Origin of the sequence: Mesorhizobium sp. M0189 (assembly GCF_040322135.1) — a bacterium.
Classification (GTDB): domain Bacteria; phylum Pseudomonadota; class Alphaproteobacteria; order Rhizobiales; family Rhizobiaceae; genus Mesorhizobium.
The window spans coordinates 229,139-245,757 of sequence record NZ_JAMYSW010000007.1; the positions used below are offsets into that span (position 1 = coordinate 229,139).

The window sequence follows — 16,619 nt, forward strand, 5'->3', positions numbered from 1 at the left end:
CGCGATTGACTCAAATCCATAGGAGGGATTAGATCGTTCCAATAAATCGCATAAGAAACCATCGGGAGGATAGATCTGGATGGCCAGCCGGGCCAAGGCAACGATACTCGACATAGCCCGTGAGGCGGGCGTGTCCAAATCGACGGTTTCGCTGGTGCTGCAAGGCAGCGGGCTGATCCGGCCTGAAACTGCGCTCAAGGTGCGCAAGGCGATCGAGGATGTCGGCTATGTCTACAACCGCGGCGCCGCCAATCTGCGCAAGGCCCATTCCAACGTCATCGGCATGGTCATCAACGATCTTACCAATCCGTTTTTCGCCGAGATGGCGGTCGGCATGGAGCGCGTCTTCCAGTCGGCTGGCATCGTGCCTTTCATCGCCAACACGGCGGAGAGCCCGGTGCGCCAGGAAGAGGTGCTGAAATCGCTGATGGAGCAAGGGGTCGCCGGGCTCGTCGTGTCGCCGGCGCGCGGCACCGCGCCTGGCGCCTTCCGCCGGCTTGAGACCGCGGGCGTTCCGGTCGTCTTCGTCATGCGCCGGCTTCCTGAAAGCCGCATTCCGGTGATCGCGCCCGACAACCATCGCGGCGCCTATCTTGCCACCGCCCATCTGATCGGCAAGGGGCATCGCCGGCTGGCCTTCTTCGGCGGCTCGCCCGATCTTGTCGTCTATCACGAGCGGCTGGGCGGCTTTCGCGAGGCCTGTGAAGCGCTCGGCATCGCACCGGCCGACAGGCTGGTCTTCGAGGGCGAAACCAGCCGCAAGGGCGGCATTGCCTGCCTGGAAACCGCGCTCGCCATGGCCGCGCCGCCGACCGCGGCGCTTTGCTTCAACGATGCGGTCGCCTTCGGCGTCTTGCTGGCCCTGCGCAAGCGCGGCCTGGAACCCGGCGCGGATTTTGCCGTCGTCGGTTTCGACGACGTGGCCGAGGCCGAACACTACATGCCGGCGCTGACCAGCGTCGCGGTGAACACCGCCGGTCTCGGCGAGCGCGCCGCCCATGTCGTGCTGAAGATGATCCAATCGCGCACCACGCGCGCCGAGGATCATATCGGCGCCGTCAACCTCGTGGTCAGGGAAAGCTGCGGCCCCGATCGCAAGGGACATAGCTGCGCAGGAATGGGAGACGCGGCATGACCGTCAGTTGGGGGCTGATCGGCGCCAGCACGATCGCAAGACAGTTCATGATCGGCGCCATCCGCGCGCAGCCGGACGGCGAGATCGCCGCAGTGATGAGCTCCAGCCCGGGGCGCGCCGCCACCTATGCCAGCGAAAACCGCATTCCGGCGGCGGTCTCGGCGCTTGATGAATTGCTCAGCTCCGACATCGACGCCGTTTACATCTCGACCACCAACGAATTGCATCTCGAACAGGCACTCGCCGCTATCGAGGCGGGAAAGCATGTGCTTTGCGAAAAACCACTGGCGCTGACCAGCGCCGACGCCCGCAAGATGGTCGCCGCCGCCAGGGCTGCCGGCGTCGTGCTCGGCACCAATCACCATTTGCGCAATGCCGGCTCGCATCGGGCGATGCGCGCAGCGATCGCTGCCGGCCGCATCGGCAGGCCGATCGCCGCGCGCGTCTTCCACTCTGTCTATCTGCCGGAAAACCTGCAGGGCTGGCGCATCACCAGGCCGGACGCCGGCGGCGGCGTGGTGCTCGACATCACCGTCCATGATGCCGACACGCTGCGCTTCGTGCTCGGCGACGATCCAGTCGGGATCTCGGCCTTCACACAATCGGCCGGCATGGCCGCCGGCGGGCTGGAAGACGGCGCCATGTGCCTCTGGCGCTTCGCATCGGGCGTCATCGCCCAGTCGCATGAGGGCTTCACCACCAAGTTCGCCGGGACCGGCTTCGAGGTGCATGGCACCGAAGGCTCGCTGATCGGCAGGGACGTGATGACGCAGAAGCCAGTCGGCTCTGTGTTGCTGCGAACGGCACAGGGCGAGGAGGAATTGAGCTTCGATCGCGAAGACCTCTATGCCCGTTCGCTGCGCCAATTCCACGCGGCGATCCGCGGCGAGGGCCAGCCTTCCGCCACCGGCGAGGACGGCGTCTGGTCGCTGACCGCGGCCGAAGCGGCATTGCAGTCGGCCAGGTCCGGCAAGGCCGTTGCCATCGACCCGAAGCTCGGGAGTGCTGGGTGAGCAAGCTCGTCTCCGCGACTGAGGCTGCCGGCCTGATCAAGGATGGTATGGTCGTTTCCGTGTCATCGTCGAGCGGCCTCGGCTGTCCGGACGCGGTGCTGGCCGCCATCGGCGAGCGCTTCGACGCGGATGGGCATCCCAAGGATATCACGACGCTGCACCCGATCGCCGCCGGCGACATGTACGGCATCAAGGGCATTGATCATCTCGCCAAGCCCGGCTTGTTGAAGCGCACTTTGTGCGGCTCCTATCCATCCGGGCCGTCCTCGTCCGAACCGCCGCAGATCTGGAAGATGATCGGCGACAATTCGGTCGCCGCCTATAACGTGCCGTCCGGCATCCTGTTCGACATGCATCGCGAGGCCGCCGCCAAGCGCCCCGGGGTGCTGACCAAGGTCGGGCTCGACACCTTCGCCGACCCGCGCCACCAAGGCTGCGCCATGAATGCCGCCGCCAGCGAGCCGATCGTTTCCGTGCAGCAGTTCGATGGCGAGGAGTGGCTCTATTTCCGCTCGATCGTGCCGCAGGTCGCGATCATCCGCGCCACCACCGCCGACGAGCGCGGCAACCTCACCTATGAGCATGAAGGCGCCTATCTCGGCGGCCTCGAACAGGCGCTGGCCGCTCGCAACAATGGCGGCATCGTCATCGCGCAGGTCAAGCGCGTCGTCGAGAACGGCACGCTGAAGCCGCACGATGTGCGTGTGCCCGGCGTGCTGGTCGATCATATCGTGGTGGCGCCCGACCAGTTGCAGACGACGCTGACGCCCTACGATCCGGCCATCTCCGGCGAGATCTTCCGGCCACTGTCGAGCTTTCGCAACGCTGAAATGAACGTCCAGAAGGTCATTGCCCGCCGCGTCGCCATGGAGCTTGCCGACGGCATGGTCGTCAATATCGGCTTCGGCATCTCGGCCAATGTGCCGCGCATCCTGCTCGAGGAAGGCCAGCACGGCAAGGTCACCTGGGTCATCGAACAGGGCGCGGTTGGCGGCGTGCCGCTGCTCGACTTCAAGTTCGGCTGCTCGTCGAACGCCGACGCTTTCATGCCCTCGCCGCACCAGTTCATCTATTTTCAGGCTGGCGGCTTCGACGCCTCGCTGCTGTCCTTCCTGCAGATCGACCGCCACGGCTCTGTCAATGTCTCGAAGCTTTCGGCGCGGCCGCATGTCACCGCCGGCGCCGGCGGCTTCGTCGACATCACCGCGCGGGCGAAGAAGATCGTCTTTTCCGGTTTCTTCAATGCCGGTGCCAAACTCTCATTGGCCGATGGCGGCATCCGCATCGACCAGGAGGGCAAGGTCAAGAAAGTCGTCGGCGAGGTCGAGCACATCTCCTTCTCGGGCAAGCGTGCCGTCGCCCAAGGGCAGGACATCACCTACATCACCGAGCGCTGCGTGATGAAGCTGACGCCGGCAGGGCTGATGGTCACCGAGCTGGCGCCGGGCATCGACCTTGAACGCGATGTGCTGGCGCAGGCCGAGATCCCGCTTGCTGTCGCCAACGACCTCAAAGTGACGCCGGACGCGCTCTACCACGACCGACCGATCGGCCTGTTGCTTAATAGCGGCGCCTCGCTTGGGGGCGCACATGGCTGAGCGTCTAGTAACCTTTGAAACTGACGGCGCCATCGGCATTGTCACGCTGCGCCGGCCGGAGAAATTCAACGCGCTCGACATTCCGATGCTGCGGGCGCTGGAAGCAGCACTCGACGAGGCCGAGGCGGCGGATGGCGTCCGCGTCGTGCTGGTCTGCGGCGAAGGCAAGGGCTTTTGCGCCGGCGGCGATGTCGAAGCATGGGCAGAAATGAGCGCTGTCGACTTCCAGGTGCAATGGGTGCGCCACGGCCACCGCGTCTTCGACCGGCTGGCGCGGCTGCGGCAGCCGACGATCGCCGTGCTTGCCGGCCATGCGCTGGGCGGTGGGCTGGAACTGGCAGCTGCATGCGACTTTCGCGTGGCAGAAACACAGGTGAAGCTGGGCTTCCCCGAGACCTCGATCGGCGTCGTTCCCGGCTGGTCCGGCACACAGCGCGCCGTGCGCCGGTTCGGTGCACAGGCGGTGCGGCGGATGGCGCTTGGCGGCGAGGTGTTTCTGGCAACCGATGCGATGGCGTTGGGGATTGTCGACCGGGCGGTCGAGACCGGCAAGGCGTTCGCGGACGCCAAGGCCTGGGCCGGCAAGATCGCCGAGCGCGGGCCGCTGGCAACCGAAGCCGCCAAGCTGATGATTGCCATCGCCGAAGGCGAAGAGAGTGCCGCCGCGACCGAAGCGCTGGCCAGCGGCTTCATTGCGCTGACAAGCGATCTCAGGGCCGGCGTCGAGGCTTTCAAAGCCAAGCAGAAGCCGGCGTTCTCAAGATCTTAGGAACCTGAAACTCACATGAACGCGCCTCTTAACATCACTATGCCCGCCGAGGCAGCCGCAGCGCCGAAAAGCTACCGGCTGCTGATCGACGGCAAGTTCGTCGATGCCCAGGACGGCCGCACGCTGGAGCGCAGCAGCCCCGGCCACGGCTTCACCGTTTCGCGCTATGCGCAAGCCGGCGCGGCGGACGTCGAGGCGGCGGTACAGGCCGCGCACAAGGCCTTCGAGACCGGCCCGTGGCCGCGCATGAAAGCCGCCGAGCGCGCCGCGATCCTGCTCAAGACGGCTGGCCTGATCGAGGCGCGACTGGACGAGATTGCCCGGCTCGACGCGCTGGAATCCGGCAAGCCGATTGCCCAGGCGCGCGGCGAGATCGGCGGCGCCATCGACATCTGGCGCTATGCTGCGGCACTCGCCCGCACGCTTCACGGCGAAAGCTACGCCAATCTCGGCGATGCCATGCTCGGTGTCGTGCTGCGCGAACCGATCGGCGTCGTCTCGATCATCACGCCGTGGAATTTCCCGTTCCTTATCGTCAGCCAGAAACTGCCCTTCGCGCTCGCCGCCGGCTGCACGGCGGTGGTCAAGCCGAGCGAGATGACCTCGGCCTCGACCTTCGTGCTCGGCGAGATCCTGATGCAGGCCGGCTTGCCCGATGGCGTCGTCAACATCCTTGCCGGGCTGGGCGCCGATGTCGGCGCACCGATGGTCAGCCATCCGCTGGTCGAAATGGTGTCGTTCACCGGCTCCACCCGCGTCGGCAAGATGACCATGGCGTCTGCCGCCAACTCGCTGAAGAAAGTCTCGATGGAGCTCGGCGGCAAGAACGGCCAGATCGTCTTTCCCGACGCCGACCTCGAGGCCGCCGCCGACGCGGCGGTATTCGGCGGCTTCTTCAATGCCGGCGAATGTTGCAATGCCGGCAGCCGGCTGATCGTCCATGAGGCGATCGCCGACGAGTTCCTCGGCGCCGTCAAAGCCCTCACCGCCAAGGTGGTTGTCGGCGACCCGCTCGACGACCGCACCAAGGTTGGCGCGATGATCTCCGCCGACCATGTGGCCAAGGTCACCGGCTACGTGACGGCAGCGGAAAACGACGGCAGCCGGATTTATACTGGCGGCAAGCAACTTGCTTCCAGCGCCGGCCAGTATCTCGACCCGACCATCATTCGCGACGTCACCGAAGACATGGCCATTGCGCGCGAGGAAGTGTTCGGTCCGGTGCTCTCGGTGCTGACTTTTGAATCGATTGAAAGGGCGTTGCACATCGCCAACAACACGCCCTATGGTCTGTCGGCGGGCGTGTGGAGCGCCAGCATCGATACGTGCATGTCGGTGGCGCGGAATGTGCGTTCGGGAACCGTTTGGATGAACACGTTCATGGAGGGTTACCCCGAACTGCCTTTCGGCGGCTACAAGCAGTCCGGTTTGGGACGCGAACTCGGCAAGCGCGCCGTCGAGGATTATACCGAGGAAAAGACAATCCAGTTTCATCGCGGCCAGCGCACCGGATGGTGGGTCGGCTGAGTTGGGAAGAACCCGGTGGCCATCCGCCGGTCGTTGTAAGTTCAACAAGGGAGGAAGTACATGTTGCGCAAACTGCTTATCGGGACGGCACTCGCGTCGGGCGTTGCGTTCGCGGCCCATGCCGAGGACGTCAAGGAAGTCCAGATGCTGCATTGGTGGACGTCGGGCGGCGAAGCTGCCGCTCTGAACGTGCTCAAGCAGGATCTGGCCAAGGAAGGCTTTGCCTGGAAGGACGTGCCGGTGGCCGGCGGCGGCGGCGACGCCGCCATGACCGCGCTGAAGGCGATGGTGGCGGCCGGCAACTACCCGACCGCCTCGCAGATGCTTGGCTATACCGTGCTCGACTACGCCGCAGCCGGCGTCATGGGCGACCTGACCGAGACGGCGATAAAGGAAGGCTGGGACAAGTCCGTTCCCGCGGCCCTGCAGAAATTCTCGGTCTATGACGGCAAGTGGGTCGCGGCCCCGGTCAACGTCCACTCGGTCAACTGGCTGTGGATCAACAAGGCGGTGATGGACAAGATCGGCGGCACCGAGCCCAAGACCTTCGACGACTTCATCGCGCTGCTCGACAAAGCCAAGGCGGCGGGCGTCATCCCGCTCGCGCTGGGCGGCCAGAATTGGCAGGAAGCCACCATGTTCGACTCGGTCGTGCTGTCGACCGGCGGGCCCGAGTTCTACAAGAAGGCCTTCAACGACCTCGACGAGGAGTCGCTGAAGTCCGACACGATGAAGAAGTCGTTCGACAATCTCGCCAAGCTCGTCACCTATGTCGACCCGAACTTCTCGGGCCGGGACTGGAACCTCGCCACCGCCATGGTCATCAAGGGCGATGCGTTGGTGCAGGTGATGGGTGACTGGGCCAAGGGCGAATTCAACGCCGCCAAGAAGGTCCCCGGCACCGACTTCCTGTGCTACCGCTTCCCCGGCACCGATGGCAGCGTCGTCTACAACTCCGACATGTTCGGCATGTTCAACGTTCCGGAGGACCGCAAGGCCGCCCAGATCGCCTTGGCCACCGCCACTCTGTCGAAGAGCTTCCAGTCGGCCTTCAACGTCGTCAAGGGCTCTGTTCCGGCCCGCACCGACGTGCCGGACACCGATTTCGACGCTTGCGGCAAGAAGGGCATGGCCGATTTGAAGGCCGCCAATGAAGGCGGCACGCTGTTCGGTTCGCTGGCGCAAGGCTATGGCGCGCCTCCGGCGGTTGCCAACGCCTACAAGGATGTCGTCTCGAAGTTCGTGCACGGCCAGATCAAGACCTCGGACGAGGCCGTGACCCAACTGGTCAGCGCGATCGAAGACGCCAAGTAAGGCACCGCCGATGTGAATGATCTCCCCGGCGCAAGCCGGGGAGATTTCCCTGCGGCGAGGTTTTGCGGTTGCGCCGACCGGCACGCTTTCGTGCCGCAGAGCCCGCGACAGCCGAATTCCGGACCCGCCATACGGAATGGACAGATGAGTACAGTTGCTGAAACCAGTATCACGCTGACGCCGGAGCACGATGCCCGTCCGGGCGCCTCTGTGCGCTCGCGCCTTCAGGACGCGCTGCCGAAGCTCGTGCTAGCGCCAAGCTTTGCCGCCTCCGTCGTCTTCGTCTACGGCTTCATCCTGTGGACGATCTATCTGTCCTTCACCAACTCCAAGACCTTTCCCTCCTACGCCATCACCGGGCCACGCGCCTATCAGCGGCTATGGCGCTGGACCTTCGAAAGCGATCCGCCGTCCAGCTGGTACACGTCGATCACCAATATGGGGATTTTCGGCTTCCTCTATATTTCCATCTGCTTGGCACTCGGCCTGTTCCTGGCGATCCTGCTTGATCAGAAGATCCGCGGCGAAGGCATGTTGCGGCCGATCTATCTCTACCCCATGGCACTGTCCTTCATCGTCACCGGCGTTGCCTGGAAATGGTTTCTCGACCCCGGCCTCGGCCTCGAGCAGACGTTGCACCAGTGGGGCTGGACGAGCTTCCATTTCGACTGGATCAAGAACAAGGATTTCGTCATCTACACGGTGGTCATCGCCGGCGTCTGGCAGGCTTCGGGCTTTATCATGGCGATGTTCCTGGCCGGCCTGCGCGGGATCGACGGCGAGATCATGAAGGCGGCGCAGATCGACGGCGCCACCACCTTCCAGCTCTACCGCCGCATCGTCATTCCGCTGCTGCGGCCGATCTTCCTTTCGGCGTTGATCGTGCTCGCGCATCTCGCCATCAAGTCCTACGATCTGGTCGTCGCGCTGACCAGCGGCGGGCCGGGCGGCTCGGCTTGGCTGCCGTCGAACTTCATGTATGAGTACACCTTCAAGCGCAACGAAATGGCCGTCGGCTCGGCCAGCGCCGTGATCATGCTGATGACCATCACCGCGATCATCGTTCCCTATCTCTATTCCGAGCTCCGGGAGAAGCCGCGATGAGCGCCGTGGCCACTCCTGCTCGCCAGAACACTGGCGGTATCCGCGCCAGGACGGTCAACCGCATCGTCATCTACGGGCTGCTGGCGCTGTTCGCGCTGTTCTACCTGATGCCGCTATTCGTCATGCTGGTGACCTCGTTCAAGACCATGGACGAAATCCAGAACGGCAACATGCTGGCGCTGCCGCAAGCGCCGACTTTCGCACCCTGGATAAGGGCGTGGAGCGAGGTCTGCTCGGGTCTCACCTGCGTCGGCATGAAGGGTTATTTCTGGAACTCGATCAAGATGGTGGTTCCAGCGGTCGTCATCTCGACCCTGCTCGGCGCGCTCAACGGCTATGTGCTGACGAAGTGGCGCTTTCGCGGGGCGACGCTGGTGTTCGGGCTGATGCTGTTTGCCTGCTTCATCCCGTTCCAATCGGTTCTCTTGCCGATGGCAACGATCCTCGGCAGCTTCGGCCGGTTCGGCGTCAAACTGCAGAACGCGACCGGCCTCACCTTCGGCTTCGGCAATCCGACGGTGAACCTGGTGTTCGTCCACGTCGTCTACGGCATCGGCTTCACCACCCTGTTCTTCCGCAATTACTACGAAGCGTTTCCGAATGAATTGGTGAAGGCGGCGCAGATCGACGGCGCCAGCTTCTTCCAGATCTTCCGGCGCATCATGCTGCCCAACTCGCTGCCGATCATCGTGGTGACGGTGATCTACCAGTTCACCAATATCTGGAACGACTTCCTCTTTGCCTCCGCCTATGCCGGCTCCGGCGACGTGATGCCGATGACCGTGGCGCTGAACAACGTCGTCAACACCTCGACCGGCGTCGTCGAATACAACGTCAACATGGCGGCGGCGATGATCGCCGCGCTGCCGACGCTCCTCGTCTATGTGCTCGCCGGCCGCTATTTCGTGCGCGGCCTGATGGCCGGCGCCGTCAAAGGATAATCGCATGGCTTTTCTGGAAATTGACGGGTTGAAGAAGCGTTTCGGAGCGGTCGAGATCCTGAAAGGCATCGATCTCGACCTCGAAAAGGGCGGCTTTCTCGTGCTGGTCGGGCCCTCCGGTTGCGGCAAGTCCACGCTGCTCAACACCATTGCCGGCCTGGAGACCATCACCGAAGGCGAAATCCGCGTCGACGGACGCACGATCAACGATCTCCACCCCTCCAAGCGCGACATCGCGATGGTCTTCCAGAGCTACGCGCTCTATCCGAACATGACGGTCGCCGGCAATATCGCCTTCGGCATGGAGATGCGCGGCGTGCCGGCCGACGAGCGCCAGAAGGCCATCGACAAGGTGGCGAAGGTCCTGCAGATCGGCCATTTGCTGAAGCGCAAGCCAAGCCAGCTTTCCGGCGGCCAGCGCCAGCGCGTCGCCATGGGCCGGGCACTGGTGCGCGATCCAAAGCTGTTCCTGTTCGACGAGCCTTTGTCCAACCTCGACGCCAAGCTGCGCGTCGACATGCGCATCGAGATCAAGCGCCTGCACGCCACCACCGGCACCACCATCGTCTACGTCACGCACGACCAGATCGAGGCGATGACGCTGGCCACCAAGATCGCGGTGATGCGCGACGGCGAGGTGCAGCAGTTCGGTACGCCGGCCGAAATCTATAACAATCCGGTCAACCTGTTTGTTGCTGACTTCATGGGCTCGCCGGCGATGAACCTGATCCCGGCGACGATCGGCAGCAACGGCAGCGGCTTCTCCGTCGTCATGGAGCGCGAGGCGCGCCAGCCGATCTCGCTGCCGCTGGCCAATGCGCCGGCCGGCCTGTCGGCGTTCCAGGGAAAACCGATCATCTTCGGCGTCCGCCCGGAAGCACTGACCGATCCCGAAGGGGCCGAACGCAACGCCTCGAACATCGCCCGCGCCGACTGTCACATCGAGGTCATCGAGCCGGCCGGCTCGGATACGTTCGCGGTCACCAATCTCGGCGGCAAGGCGGTGGTGGCGCGGCTGCGCGCCGACGCCAACATCCAGCCCGGCACGGTCACGCCGCTCGCCTTCAACCTGACCAAGGCGGTGTTCTTCGATCCGGCGACCGAGAGACGCATCGTCTGACGGCCATGACAAATCCAGATATCGTCATCATCGGCTCCGGCATAGGCGGCGCCACGATCGCTTCCGGCCTTGCCGGCGGTGGCGCCTCGATCCTGATGCTGGAGCGCGGCGAACCGCTGCCGGCGACGCCGCATACACGCGACACCCGCGCCATCTTCGTCGATGGCCACTACCGGCCGAAGGAGATGTGGCTCGAGGCCGGGGGTGCCGCGTTCAACCCTGGCAATTACTACTATGTCGGCGGCAATTCGAAATTCTACGGCGCGGTGCTGATCCGCTACCGCAGGCAAGACTTTTCGGAGATGGAGCACTATGGCGGCATCTCGCCGGCCTGGCCGTTTTCCTATGAGGAATTCGAACCCTGGTATTCCAGGGCCGAGCAGCTTTTTCGCGTGCGTGGTGCGCTCGGCGAAGACCCGACCGAGCCGTTCCACTCGACGCCCTACCCTTTCGGCCCGGTACCCGACGAGCCGCCTATCGCGCGTGCGCGCGCCGAGTTGAAGAGCCTGGGCCTGCATCCGGCATCGCTGCCGCTCGGCGTCGACATCGAAGCCTGGCTGAAAGACGGCAGCACGCCGTGGGATGCGTTTCCCAACACCGGCGCCGGCAAGGTCGACGCGCAAACGGGGCCGCTGGCGTCGGCCCTTGCCGACCAGAACATCAAGCTCGAGACCGGCGCGCATGTCGAACATCTCGAAGCATCGCCGGACGCCAGGACGATCGCCGCCGTCCATTATCGACAGAACGGTACGCTGAAGAGCGTCGCGCCGAAGCTGGTCATCCTGTCGGCCGGCGCGGTCAATTCCGCCGCCATCCTGCTGCGTTCGCCTTCCCCCAACGGCAAAGGCGGCGGCAAAGGCCTGGCCAACCGCTCCGACCAGGTCGGCCGCAACTTCATGAACCACAATTCGAGCGCCATGCTGGCGATCGATCCGCGCCGCCGGAACAAATCCGTCTACCAGAAGACGCTGATGCTGAACGACTATTATCTGTCCGACGGCAAGGGCGGCAAGCCGCTCGGCAATGTCCAACTCCTCGGCAAGATCGACGGCAACATCCTCAAGGCCAATGTCAGGCGCGCGCCCAAATTCGCGCTCGATTTCATGGCCGGCCGCGCCGTCGACTGGTATCTGATGTGCGAGGACCTGCCCGATCCCGAGAGCCGCATCATGGTCGACGGCAAGGACATCGTCATGCAGTGGCGGCGCTCCAACATGGAGTCGCTCGACGGGCTGACCAAGGTGATGCGCGAGAATTTCCGCGCCTGCGGCTATCCGATCGTCCTGTCGCGGCCGTTCGACAAGCGCACGCCCTCGCACCAGTGCGGCACGGTGAAGATGGGCAATGACCCGGCGACCTCGCCGCTCGACCCATTCTGCCGCTCCTTCGACCACAGCAATTTGTTCGTCGTCGATGCCGGCTTCCTGCCGAATTCGGCCGCCGTCAATCCGGCGCTGTCGATCGCCGCACAGGCGCTGCGCGTCGCCGACCACATCCGCAAGACGGAGCTCGCAACATGAGCCGCCCGGCAGCGATCGTCACCGGCGGCGCGCGCGGCATCGGCCTTGCCTGCGCCGAGGCGCTGGCCAGCGCCGGCTTCGACATCCTCGTCGCCGACCTTGCCAACGAAGCCGCCGACGGGCTCGCCGCCGACATCACCGGGCGCGGCGCGAAGTTCGCCTATGTCAGCGGCGACATCGCCGACCTCGACGACCATGCAGCGCTGATCGATGCCGCGACAAGCGCCTTCGGCCGCATCGACTGCCTGGTCAACAATGCTGGCATCGGCACCGTCCTGCGCGGCGACCTGCTTGAACTCAAGCCGGAAAATTTCGACCGGGTGCTCAGCATCAATCTGCGCGGCACCGTATTCCTCAGCCAGGCCGTTGCCAAAGCGATGCTCGACTTGCCGAGCGATGGTGCGAGGTCGATCATCACCATCACTTCGGTCAGTGCCGCCATGGCCTCGCCGGAACGCTCCGATTACTGCATTGCCAAGGCCGGGCTTTCGATGTGGGTGAAGAACCTGGCGCTGCGGCTTGCCGCCGAAAACATCGCCGTGTTCGAAGTGCGGCCGGGCATCATCCGCACCGACATGACCGCGGGTGTCACCGCCAAATATGACGGATTGATCGACGGCGGCCTGGTGCCGGCAATGCGCTGGGGCGAGAGCAAGGATATCGGTGCCGCCGTGGCGGCGCTCGCCGGGAGCAAGCTCGGCTTTTCGACCGGCTCGGTCATCAATGTCGACGGCGCGCTGTCCGTGCCGAGGCTATGAACAGGTGACGCCATGATCGACTACATCCCATGACTGACTACATAATTGTCGGCGCCGGCCCGGCCGGCTGCGTACTCGCCAATCGGCTGAGCGAAGATCCGTCGCATCAGGTGCTGCTGCTCGAAGCCGGCGGCAAGGACTGGCATCCCTTGATCCACATGCCGGCCGGTTTTGCCAAGATGACCAAGGGCATCGCCGCCTGGGGCTGGTCGACGGTGCCGCAAAAGTACATGAACGATCGCGTCTTCCGGTACACGCAGGCCAAGGTGATCGGCGGCGGCTCTTCGATCAACGCCCAGATCTACACGCGCGGCAACGCACGCGACTACGATGCCTGGGAGAAGGAAGAAGGCCTTGCCGGTTGGGGCTATCGCGACGTGCTGCCCTATTTCAAGCGCGCCGAGAACAACCAGCGCTATGCCAACGATTTTCACGGCGACCAGGGCCCGCTCGGCGTATCGAACCCGATCGCGCCGCTGCCGATCTGCGAGGCCTATTTCCGTGCCGGACAAGAGATGGGCATTCCCTTTAATCCCGACTTCAACGGCGCCAGCCAGGAGGGCGTCGGCTACTACCAATTGACGCAGAAGGACGCAAAACGCTCCTCCGCCTCGGTCGCCTATCTCAGGCCGATCCGCGAGCGCAAGAATCTCACCGTCAGGACCGGCGTTCTGGTGACACGCATCGTCGTCGACAAGGGCCGCGCCGTCGGCGTCGAGATCGTCGACGGGCCGGGCGGCCAGCCAACGACCCTGCACGCCGAACGCGAGGTGATCGTCTCGTCCGGCGCCATCGGCTCGCCGAAGCTTCTGATGCAGTCGGGCATCGGCCCGGCCGACCATCTGAAGGCGGTCGGCGTGACGCCGGTGCACGATTTGCCCGGCGTCGGCTCCAATCTGCAGGATCATCTCGACCTGTTCGTCATCGCCGAATGCACCGGCAACCACACCTATGACAACTACGCCAAGCTGCACTGGACGGCGTGGGCCGGCCTGCAGTATCTTCTCCTGAAGAAGGGCCCCGTGGCCTCCAGCCTGTTCGAGACCGGCGGCTTCTGGTACGCCGATCCGACCGCCGCCTCTCCCGATATCCAGCTGCATCTCGGCCTCGGCTCCGGCATCGAGGCCGGCATCGAGAAGCTGAACAATCCGGGCGTGACACTGAACTCGGCCTTCCTGCGCCCGCGCTCGCGCGGCACGGTGCGGCTGAACAGTGCCGACCCGGCCGACCGCCCGCTGATCGATCCGAACTATTGGTCCGATCCCTGTGACCGCGACATGTCGATCAAGGGGCTGAGGCTGGCGCGCGAGATCATGCGGCAGAAGGCGCTGCAGCCCTACGTGCTGCGCGAGGTACTACCGGGACCCGACCTGCAGACCGGCGACGAACTGTTCGACTACGCCTGCCGCAGTTCCAAGACCGACCACCACCCGGTCGGCACCTGCCGCATGGGCCACGATGCGATGAGCGTGGTAACGCCCGATCTCAAGCTGCGCGGCATCGAGGGCCTGCGCGTCTGCGACGCCTCGGTGATGCCGCGCATCCCCTCCTCCAACACCAACGCGCCGACGATCATGGTAGGCGAAAAGGGCGCCGATCTGATCCTTGGCCGGGAGCCGCTGCCGCCGGCGGTGTTTTCCACCAACCGAGCGGCATGAGGGACAAAGAATGATCAGGCACTGTGTTTTCGTCAGATTCCGCAACGATGTCGCCATCGCCGAGCGCGCGGCAATCCATGGCGATCTCGAAGCGTTGCGGCCGGTGATCGACGGCATGGGCAAGGTCGAGTTCAGCGCCAACACCAGCCCAGAACCCTTCGCCCGCGGCTTCACGCACGGCTTCACCATCGACTTTCGCGATGCGGCGGCACGCGATGCCTATCTGGAGCATGAAGCGCACCAGCGAGCCGGCGCGAGACTGGTCGCGGCGCTCGAAGGTGGCACGGACGGGCTGATAGTGTGCGACCTGGAGATCGCGTGACTATCCCAGTCTCAGCGCAACGACGCCGGCGACGATGCTAAGCACCGCAGCACCTCGCCATGCCGTCATCTTCTCGCCGAGCGCGAACACCGAGATCATCATGGCGAACAGGATCGATGTTTCGCGCAGCGACGCCACCGAGGCGATCGGAGCCTTGGTCATCGCCCACATCACGATCCAGTAGGCGCCGCCGCTGAGCACGCCGGTATAGATTCCCGCCTTCCAGTCGCGCGCCAGCACCGGCAGCGCCCGTGGGCCGCGAAAGACGACGCACAGCACCAGCGCCCACAGCGCGTCGCAGACGAACAGCCAGGCCGCATAACTCGACGCGGTGGCGGCGAGCCGCGCGCCGCTGCCGTCCGACAGCGTATAGCTGGCGATGAAGATCGATGTGCCCAGCGCGAAGCCGACGGCGCGCAGGTTCAACTTCTCCAGATGCGCGCCGCCGCGAAACGACAGCACCAGCGTGCCCGCCGACAACAAGACGATGCCGACGATAGCGAGCGGCGCCGGCATCTCGGCCACAACCACAATGCCCCCCAAAGCAGCCAATAGCGGCGCGGTGCCGCGCGCCAGCGGATAGGTCTGGGCGAAATCGCCGGCCTTGTAGGCACCGATCAGGAACGTCCTGTAGCCCATGTGGAAGACAACCGAGGCGAGGATGTATGGCCACACTTCCGGCTTCGGCACCTCGACGAAAGGCAACGTCACCAGCGCGGCGGCACCCATGCCGGCCGTCATCAGCGTAATCGACAGGAAACGGTCGAGATGGACCTTGACCAGCGCGTTCCAGATCGCATGCATGGCCGCAGCGGCAAGCACCGCGAAAAAGACAAACAGGCTCATCGGCGGCTCATCCGCCGCCGATCCCGGTGGCTACCGGCGCTTCCATGTCGATATCGACCCAGAGCGGAAAATGATCGGAGGCGATTTGGCCGACATCGGCACTGACCGAACGCACGCGCCCGGCAAACATGCCGCCGACGAAGCAATGGTCGAGCCGGCGCTTTGCTACTCTGCCGTCGATGGTCTTCACATGGGTATGGAAATCCGTTGTCGGTTCCATGGCGACGGCGGCGGCATCGACAAAACCGTCGAGATAGGCGGCACCGCGATGATAGGGCGCGCTGCCGGCGATGCGGCGGTACTCGGCGCTGCCCGGCTCCATGTTGAAGTCGCCCATCCAGATCGCCGCCAGCGGGCTTTCCGGCTCCTGTTCGCCATTGCTCCAGTTGCGCGCCGGCTCATCGTCGGCACCGCTCCATGGCCCGCCCTCGGACGGCGCCCGGTGATGCTCGGCGAGCAGGTATTCGATCTGCTCCAGCCGCTCCTCGGCGGCAATATGTGCCAGATGCAGCGACAGCACCCGCACCGGGCCGGCAGGGGTGCGGATCATGCACTCGAGTGCGGCATTGCGGGTGTTGAGCGGCCGCAGCGTGCGCCTGAGCGGCAGCGTGTGCAGCCGCGACCAGGCGATCGGCAGCTTCGACAGAAGCATGGTGCCGAATTGCCGCCGCCGGTTGACGATGCGGCCTTCACGCCGTCGGCTGGCATCCATGTCGAAGGCCGGGCCATAGACCCAATGGTAGTCGGGCAGCAATTGCGAAAGAAGTTCCGGCTGGTCGTCCTCGTTGCTGCGCAACCAGTGCCGCTCCACTTCCTGTAAGGCGATGATGTCGGCGCCGGCAACGACCTTGGCGCAGCGCGCCAGATCGTAGCGGCCATCGCTGCCGAAGCCGTACTGGATGTTGTAGCTGACCAGCTTCATTGCTTATCCGGCTCAGTTTCCTGCTGGCAGTAGCCGTTCGCTGACAGCCTTGCAATGTGCAGCCGGGCGGAG

The 16,619-nt window shown here is 64.6% G+C and carries 15 protein-coding genes; 13 read left to right on the forward strand and 2 right to left on the reverse strand.

Going from position 1 to position 16,619, the window contains the following annotated elements:
* Positions 1 to 79: 79 nt before the first annotated feature.
* From NKJ09_RS15940 to NKJ09_RS16000, 13 genes are all read left to right on the forward strand, one after another.
* Positions 80 to 1,135, forward strand: coding sequence for a LacI family DNA-binding transcriptional regulator (locus tag NKJ09_RS15940; protein ID WP_352481928.1), 1,056 nt, complete (start codon positions 80 to 82; stop codon positions 1,133 to 1,135).
* A complete protein-coding gene (locus NKJ09_RS15945) occupies positions 1,132 to 2,148 on the forward strand; it encodes a Gfo/Idh/MocA family protein (protein WP_352494700.1) in 1,017 nt (338 codons plus the stop codon). Before NKJ09_RS15940 ends, NKJ09_RS15945 begins: the two co-directional genes overlap by 4 nt.
* Entirely contained in the window at positions 2,145 to 3,746 is a 1,602-nt protein-coding gene (locus NKJ09_RS15950) for an acyl CoA:acetate/3-ketoacid CoA transferase (protein WP_352494699.1), read from the forward strand. Before NKJ09_RS15945 ends, NKJ09_RS15950 begins: the two co-directional genes overlap by 4 nt.
* Positions 3,739 to 4,515 carry an enoyl-CoA hydratase/isomerase family protein gene (locus NKJ09_RS15955; RefSeq protein WP_352494698.1) on the forward strand — a complete coding sequence of 259 codons (777 nt, stop codon included), beginning with the start codon at positions 3,739 to 3,741 and terminating at the stop codon, positions 4,513 to 4,515. Before NKJ09_RS15950 ends, NKJ09_RS15955 begins: the two co-directional genes overlap by 8 nt.
* A 15-nt stretch (positions 4,516 to 4,530) precedes the next feature.
* Entirely contained in the window at positions 4,531 to 6,042 is a 1,512-nt protein-coding gene (locus NKJ09_RS15960; RefSeq protein ID WP_023719059.1) for an aldehyde dehydrogenase family protein, read from the forward strand.
* Between the two features lie 60 nt (positions 6,043 to 6,102).
* Complete coding sequence (locus NKJ09_RS15965) at positions 6,103 to 7,356, forward strand: ABC transporter substrate-binding protein (protein ID WP_031194023.1); 1,254 nt, start codon at positions 6,103 to 6,105, stop codon at positions 7,354 to 7,356.
* 144 nt (positions 7,357 to 7,500) lie between these two features.
* Positions 7,501 to 8,460 (forward strand): carbohydrate ABC transporter permease, encoded by a 960-nt coding sequence (locus NKJ09_RS15970; RefSeq protein ID WP_023719058.1) that lies wholly within the window; start codon positions 7,501 to 7,503, stop codon positions 8,458 to 8,460.
* A complete protein-coding gene (locus tag NKJ09_RS15975) occupies positions 8,457 to 9,401 on the forward strand; it encodes a carbohydrate ABC transporter permease (protein WP_023719057.1) in 945 nt (314 codons plus the stop codon). The genes NKJ09_RS15970 and NKJ09_RS15975 overlap by 4 nt, the downstream gene beginning before the upstream one ends.
* 4 nt (positions 9,402 to 9,405) lie before the next feature.
* Positions 9,406 to 10,521: an ABC transporter ATP-binding protein gene (locus NKJ09_RS15980; protein WP_023719056.1), complete on the forward strand. Its 1,116-nt coding sequence runs from the start codon at positions 9,406 to 9,408 to the stop codon at positions 10,519 to 10,521.
* Between the two features lie 5 nt (positions 10,522 to 10,526).
* Positions 10,527 to 12,041, forward strand: a complete 1,515-nt coding sequence (locus NKJ09_RS15985; protein WP_023719055.1) for a GMC oxidoreductase — start codon at positions 10,527 to 10,529, stop codon at positions 12,039 to 12,041.
* Positions 12,038 to 12,799, forward strand: coding sequence for a 3-ketoacyl-ACP reductase (locus tag NKJ09_RS15990; RefSeq protein WP_352494697.1), 762 nt, complete (start codon positions 12,038 to 12,040; stop codon positions 12,797 to 12,799). The genes NKJ09_RS15985 and NKJ09_RS15990 overlap by 4 nt, the downstream gene beginning before the upstream one ends.
* Positions 12,800 to 12,828: 29 nt before the next feature.
* Complete coding sequence (locus NKJ09_RS15995) at positions 12,829 to 14,457, forward strand: GMC family oxidoreductase (protein ID WP_352494696.1); 1,629 nt, start codon at positions 12,829 to 12,831, stop codon at positions 14,455 to 14,457.
* 10 nt (positions 14,458 to 14,467) lie between these two features.
* Positions 14,468 to 14,779 (forward strand): Dabb family protein, encoded by a 312-nt coding sequence (locus tag NKJ09_RS16000; protein ID WP_023719052.1) that lies wholly within the window; start codon positions 14,468 to 14,470, stop codon positions 14,777 to 14,779.
* Here the strand turns inward: NKJ09_RS16000 and NKJ09_RS16005 are convergent, their stop codons facing one another.
* Both NKJ09_RS16005 and NKJ09_RS16010 read right to left on the reverse strand, forming a co-directional pair.
* Positions 14,780 to 15,625, reverse strand: coding sequence for an EamA family transporter (locus NKJ09_RS16005; RefSeq protein WP_023719051.1), 846 nt, complete (start codon positions 15,623 to 15,625; stop codon positions 14,780 to 14,782).
* A gap of 7 nt (positions 15,626 to 15,632) precedes the next feature.
* Positions 15,633 to 16,547 (reverse strand): endonuclease/exonuclease/phosphatase family protein, encoded by a 915-nt coding sequence (locus NKJ09_RS16010; RefSeq protein ID WP_352494695.1) that lies wholly within the window; start codon positions 16,545 to 16,547, stop codon positions 15,633 to 15,635.
* Positions 16,548 to 16,619: the final 72 nt, after the last annotated feature.

What these genes read in the sequence shown, in the direction of transcription:
- NKJ09_RS15940 (WP_352481928.1), top strand. Translation starts at nt 80, where the DNA reads ATGGCCAGCCGGGCCAAGGCAACGATACTCGACATAGCCCGTGAGGCG.
- NKJ09_RS15945 (WP_352494700.1), top strand. Translation starts at nt 1,132, where the DNA reads ATGACCGTCAGTTGGGGGCTGATCGGCGCCAGCACGATCGCAAGACAG.
- NKJ09_RS15955 (WP_352494698.1), top strand. Translation starts at nt 3,739, where the DNA reads ATGGCTGAGCGTCTAGTAACCTTTGAAACTGACGGCGCCATCGGCATT.
- NKJ09_RS15960 (WP_023719059.1), top strand. Translation starts at nt 4,531, where the DNA reads ATGAACGCGCCTCTTAACATCACTATGCCCGCCGAGGCAGCCGCAGCG.
- NKJ09_RS15965 (WP_031194023.1), top strand. Translation starts at nt 6,103, where the DNA reads ATGTTGCGCAAACTGCTTATCGGGACGGCACTCGCGTCGGGCGTTGCG.
- NKJ09_RS15970 (WP_023719058.1), top strand. Translation starts at nt 7,501, where the DNA reads ATGAGTACAGTTGCTGAAACCAGTATCACGCTGACGCCGGAGCACGAT.
- NKJ09_RS15975 (WP_023719057.1), top strand. Translation starts at nt 8,457, where the DNA reads ATGAGCGCCGTGGCCACTCCTGCTCGCCAGAACACTGGCGGTATCCGC.
- NKJ09_RS15980 (WP_023719056.1), top strand. Translation starts at nt 9,406, where the DNA reads ATGGCTTTTCTGGAAATTGACGGGTTGAAGAAGCGTTTCGGAGCGGTC.
- NKJ09_RS15985 (WP_023719055.1), top strand. Translation starts at nt 10,527, where the DNA reads ATGACAAATCCAGATATCGTCATCATCGGCTCCGGCATAGGCGGCGCC.
- NKJ09_RS15990 (WP_352494697.1), top strand. Translation starts at nt 12,038, where the DNA reads ATGAGCCGCCCGGCAGCGATCGTCACCGGCGGCGCGCGCGGCATCGGC.
- NKJ09_RS15995 (WP_352494696.1), top strand. Translation starts at nt 12,829, where the DNA reads ATGACTGACTACATAATTGTCGGCGCCGGCCCGGCCGGCTGCGTACTC.
- NKJ09_RS16000 (WP_023719052.1), top strand. Translation starts at nt 14,468, where the DNA reads ATGATCAGGCACTGTGTTTTCGTCAGATTCCGCAACGATGTCGCCATC.
- NKJ09_RS16005 (WP_023719051.1), bottom strand. Translation starts at nt 15,625, where the DNA reads ATGAGCCTGTTTGTCTTTTTCGCGGTGCTTGCCGCTGCGGCCATGCAT.
- NKJ09_RS16010 (WP_352494695.1), bottom strand. Translation starts at nt 16,547, where the DNA reads ATGAAGCTGGTCAGCTACAACATCCAGTACGGCTTCGGCAGCGATGGC.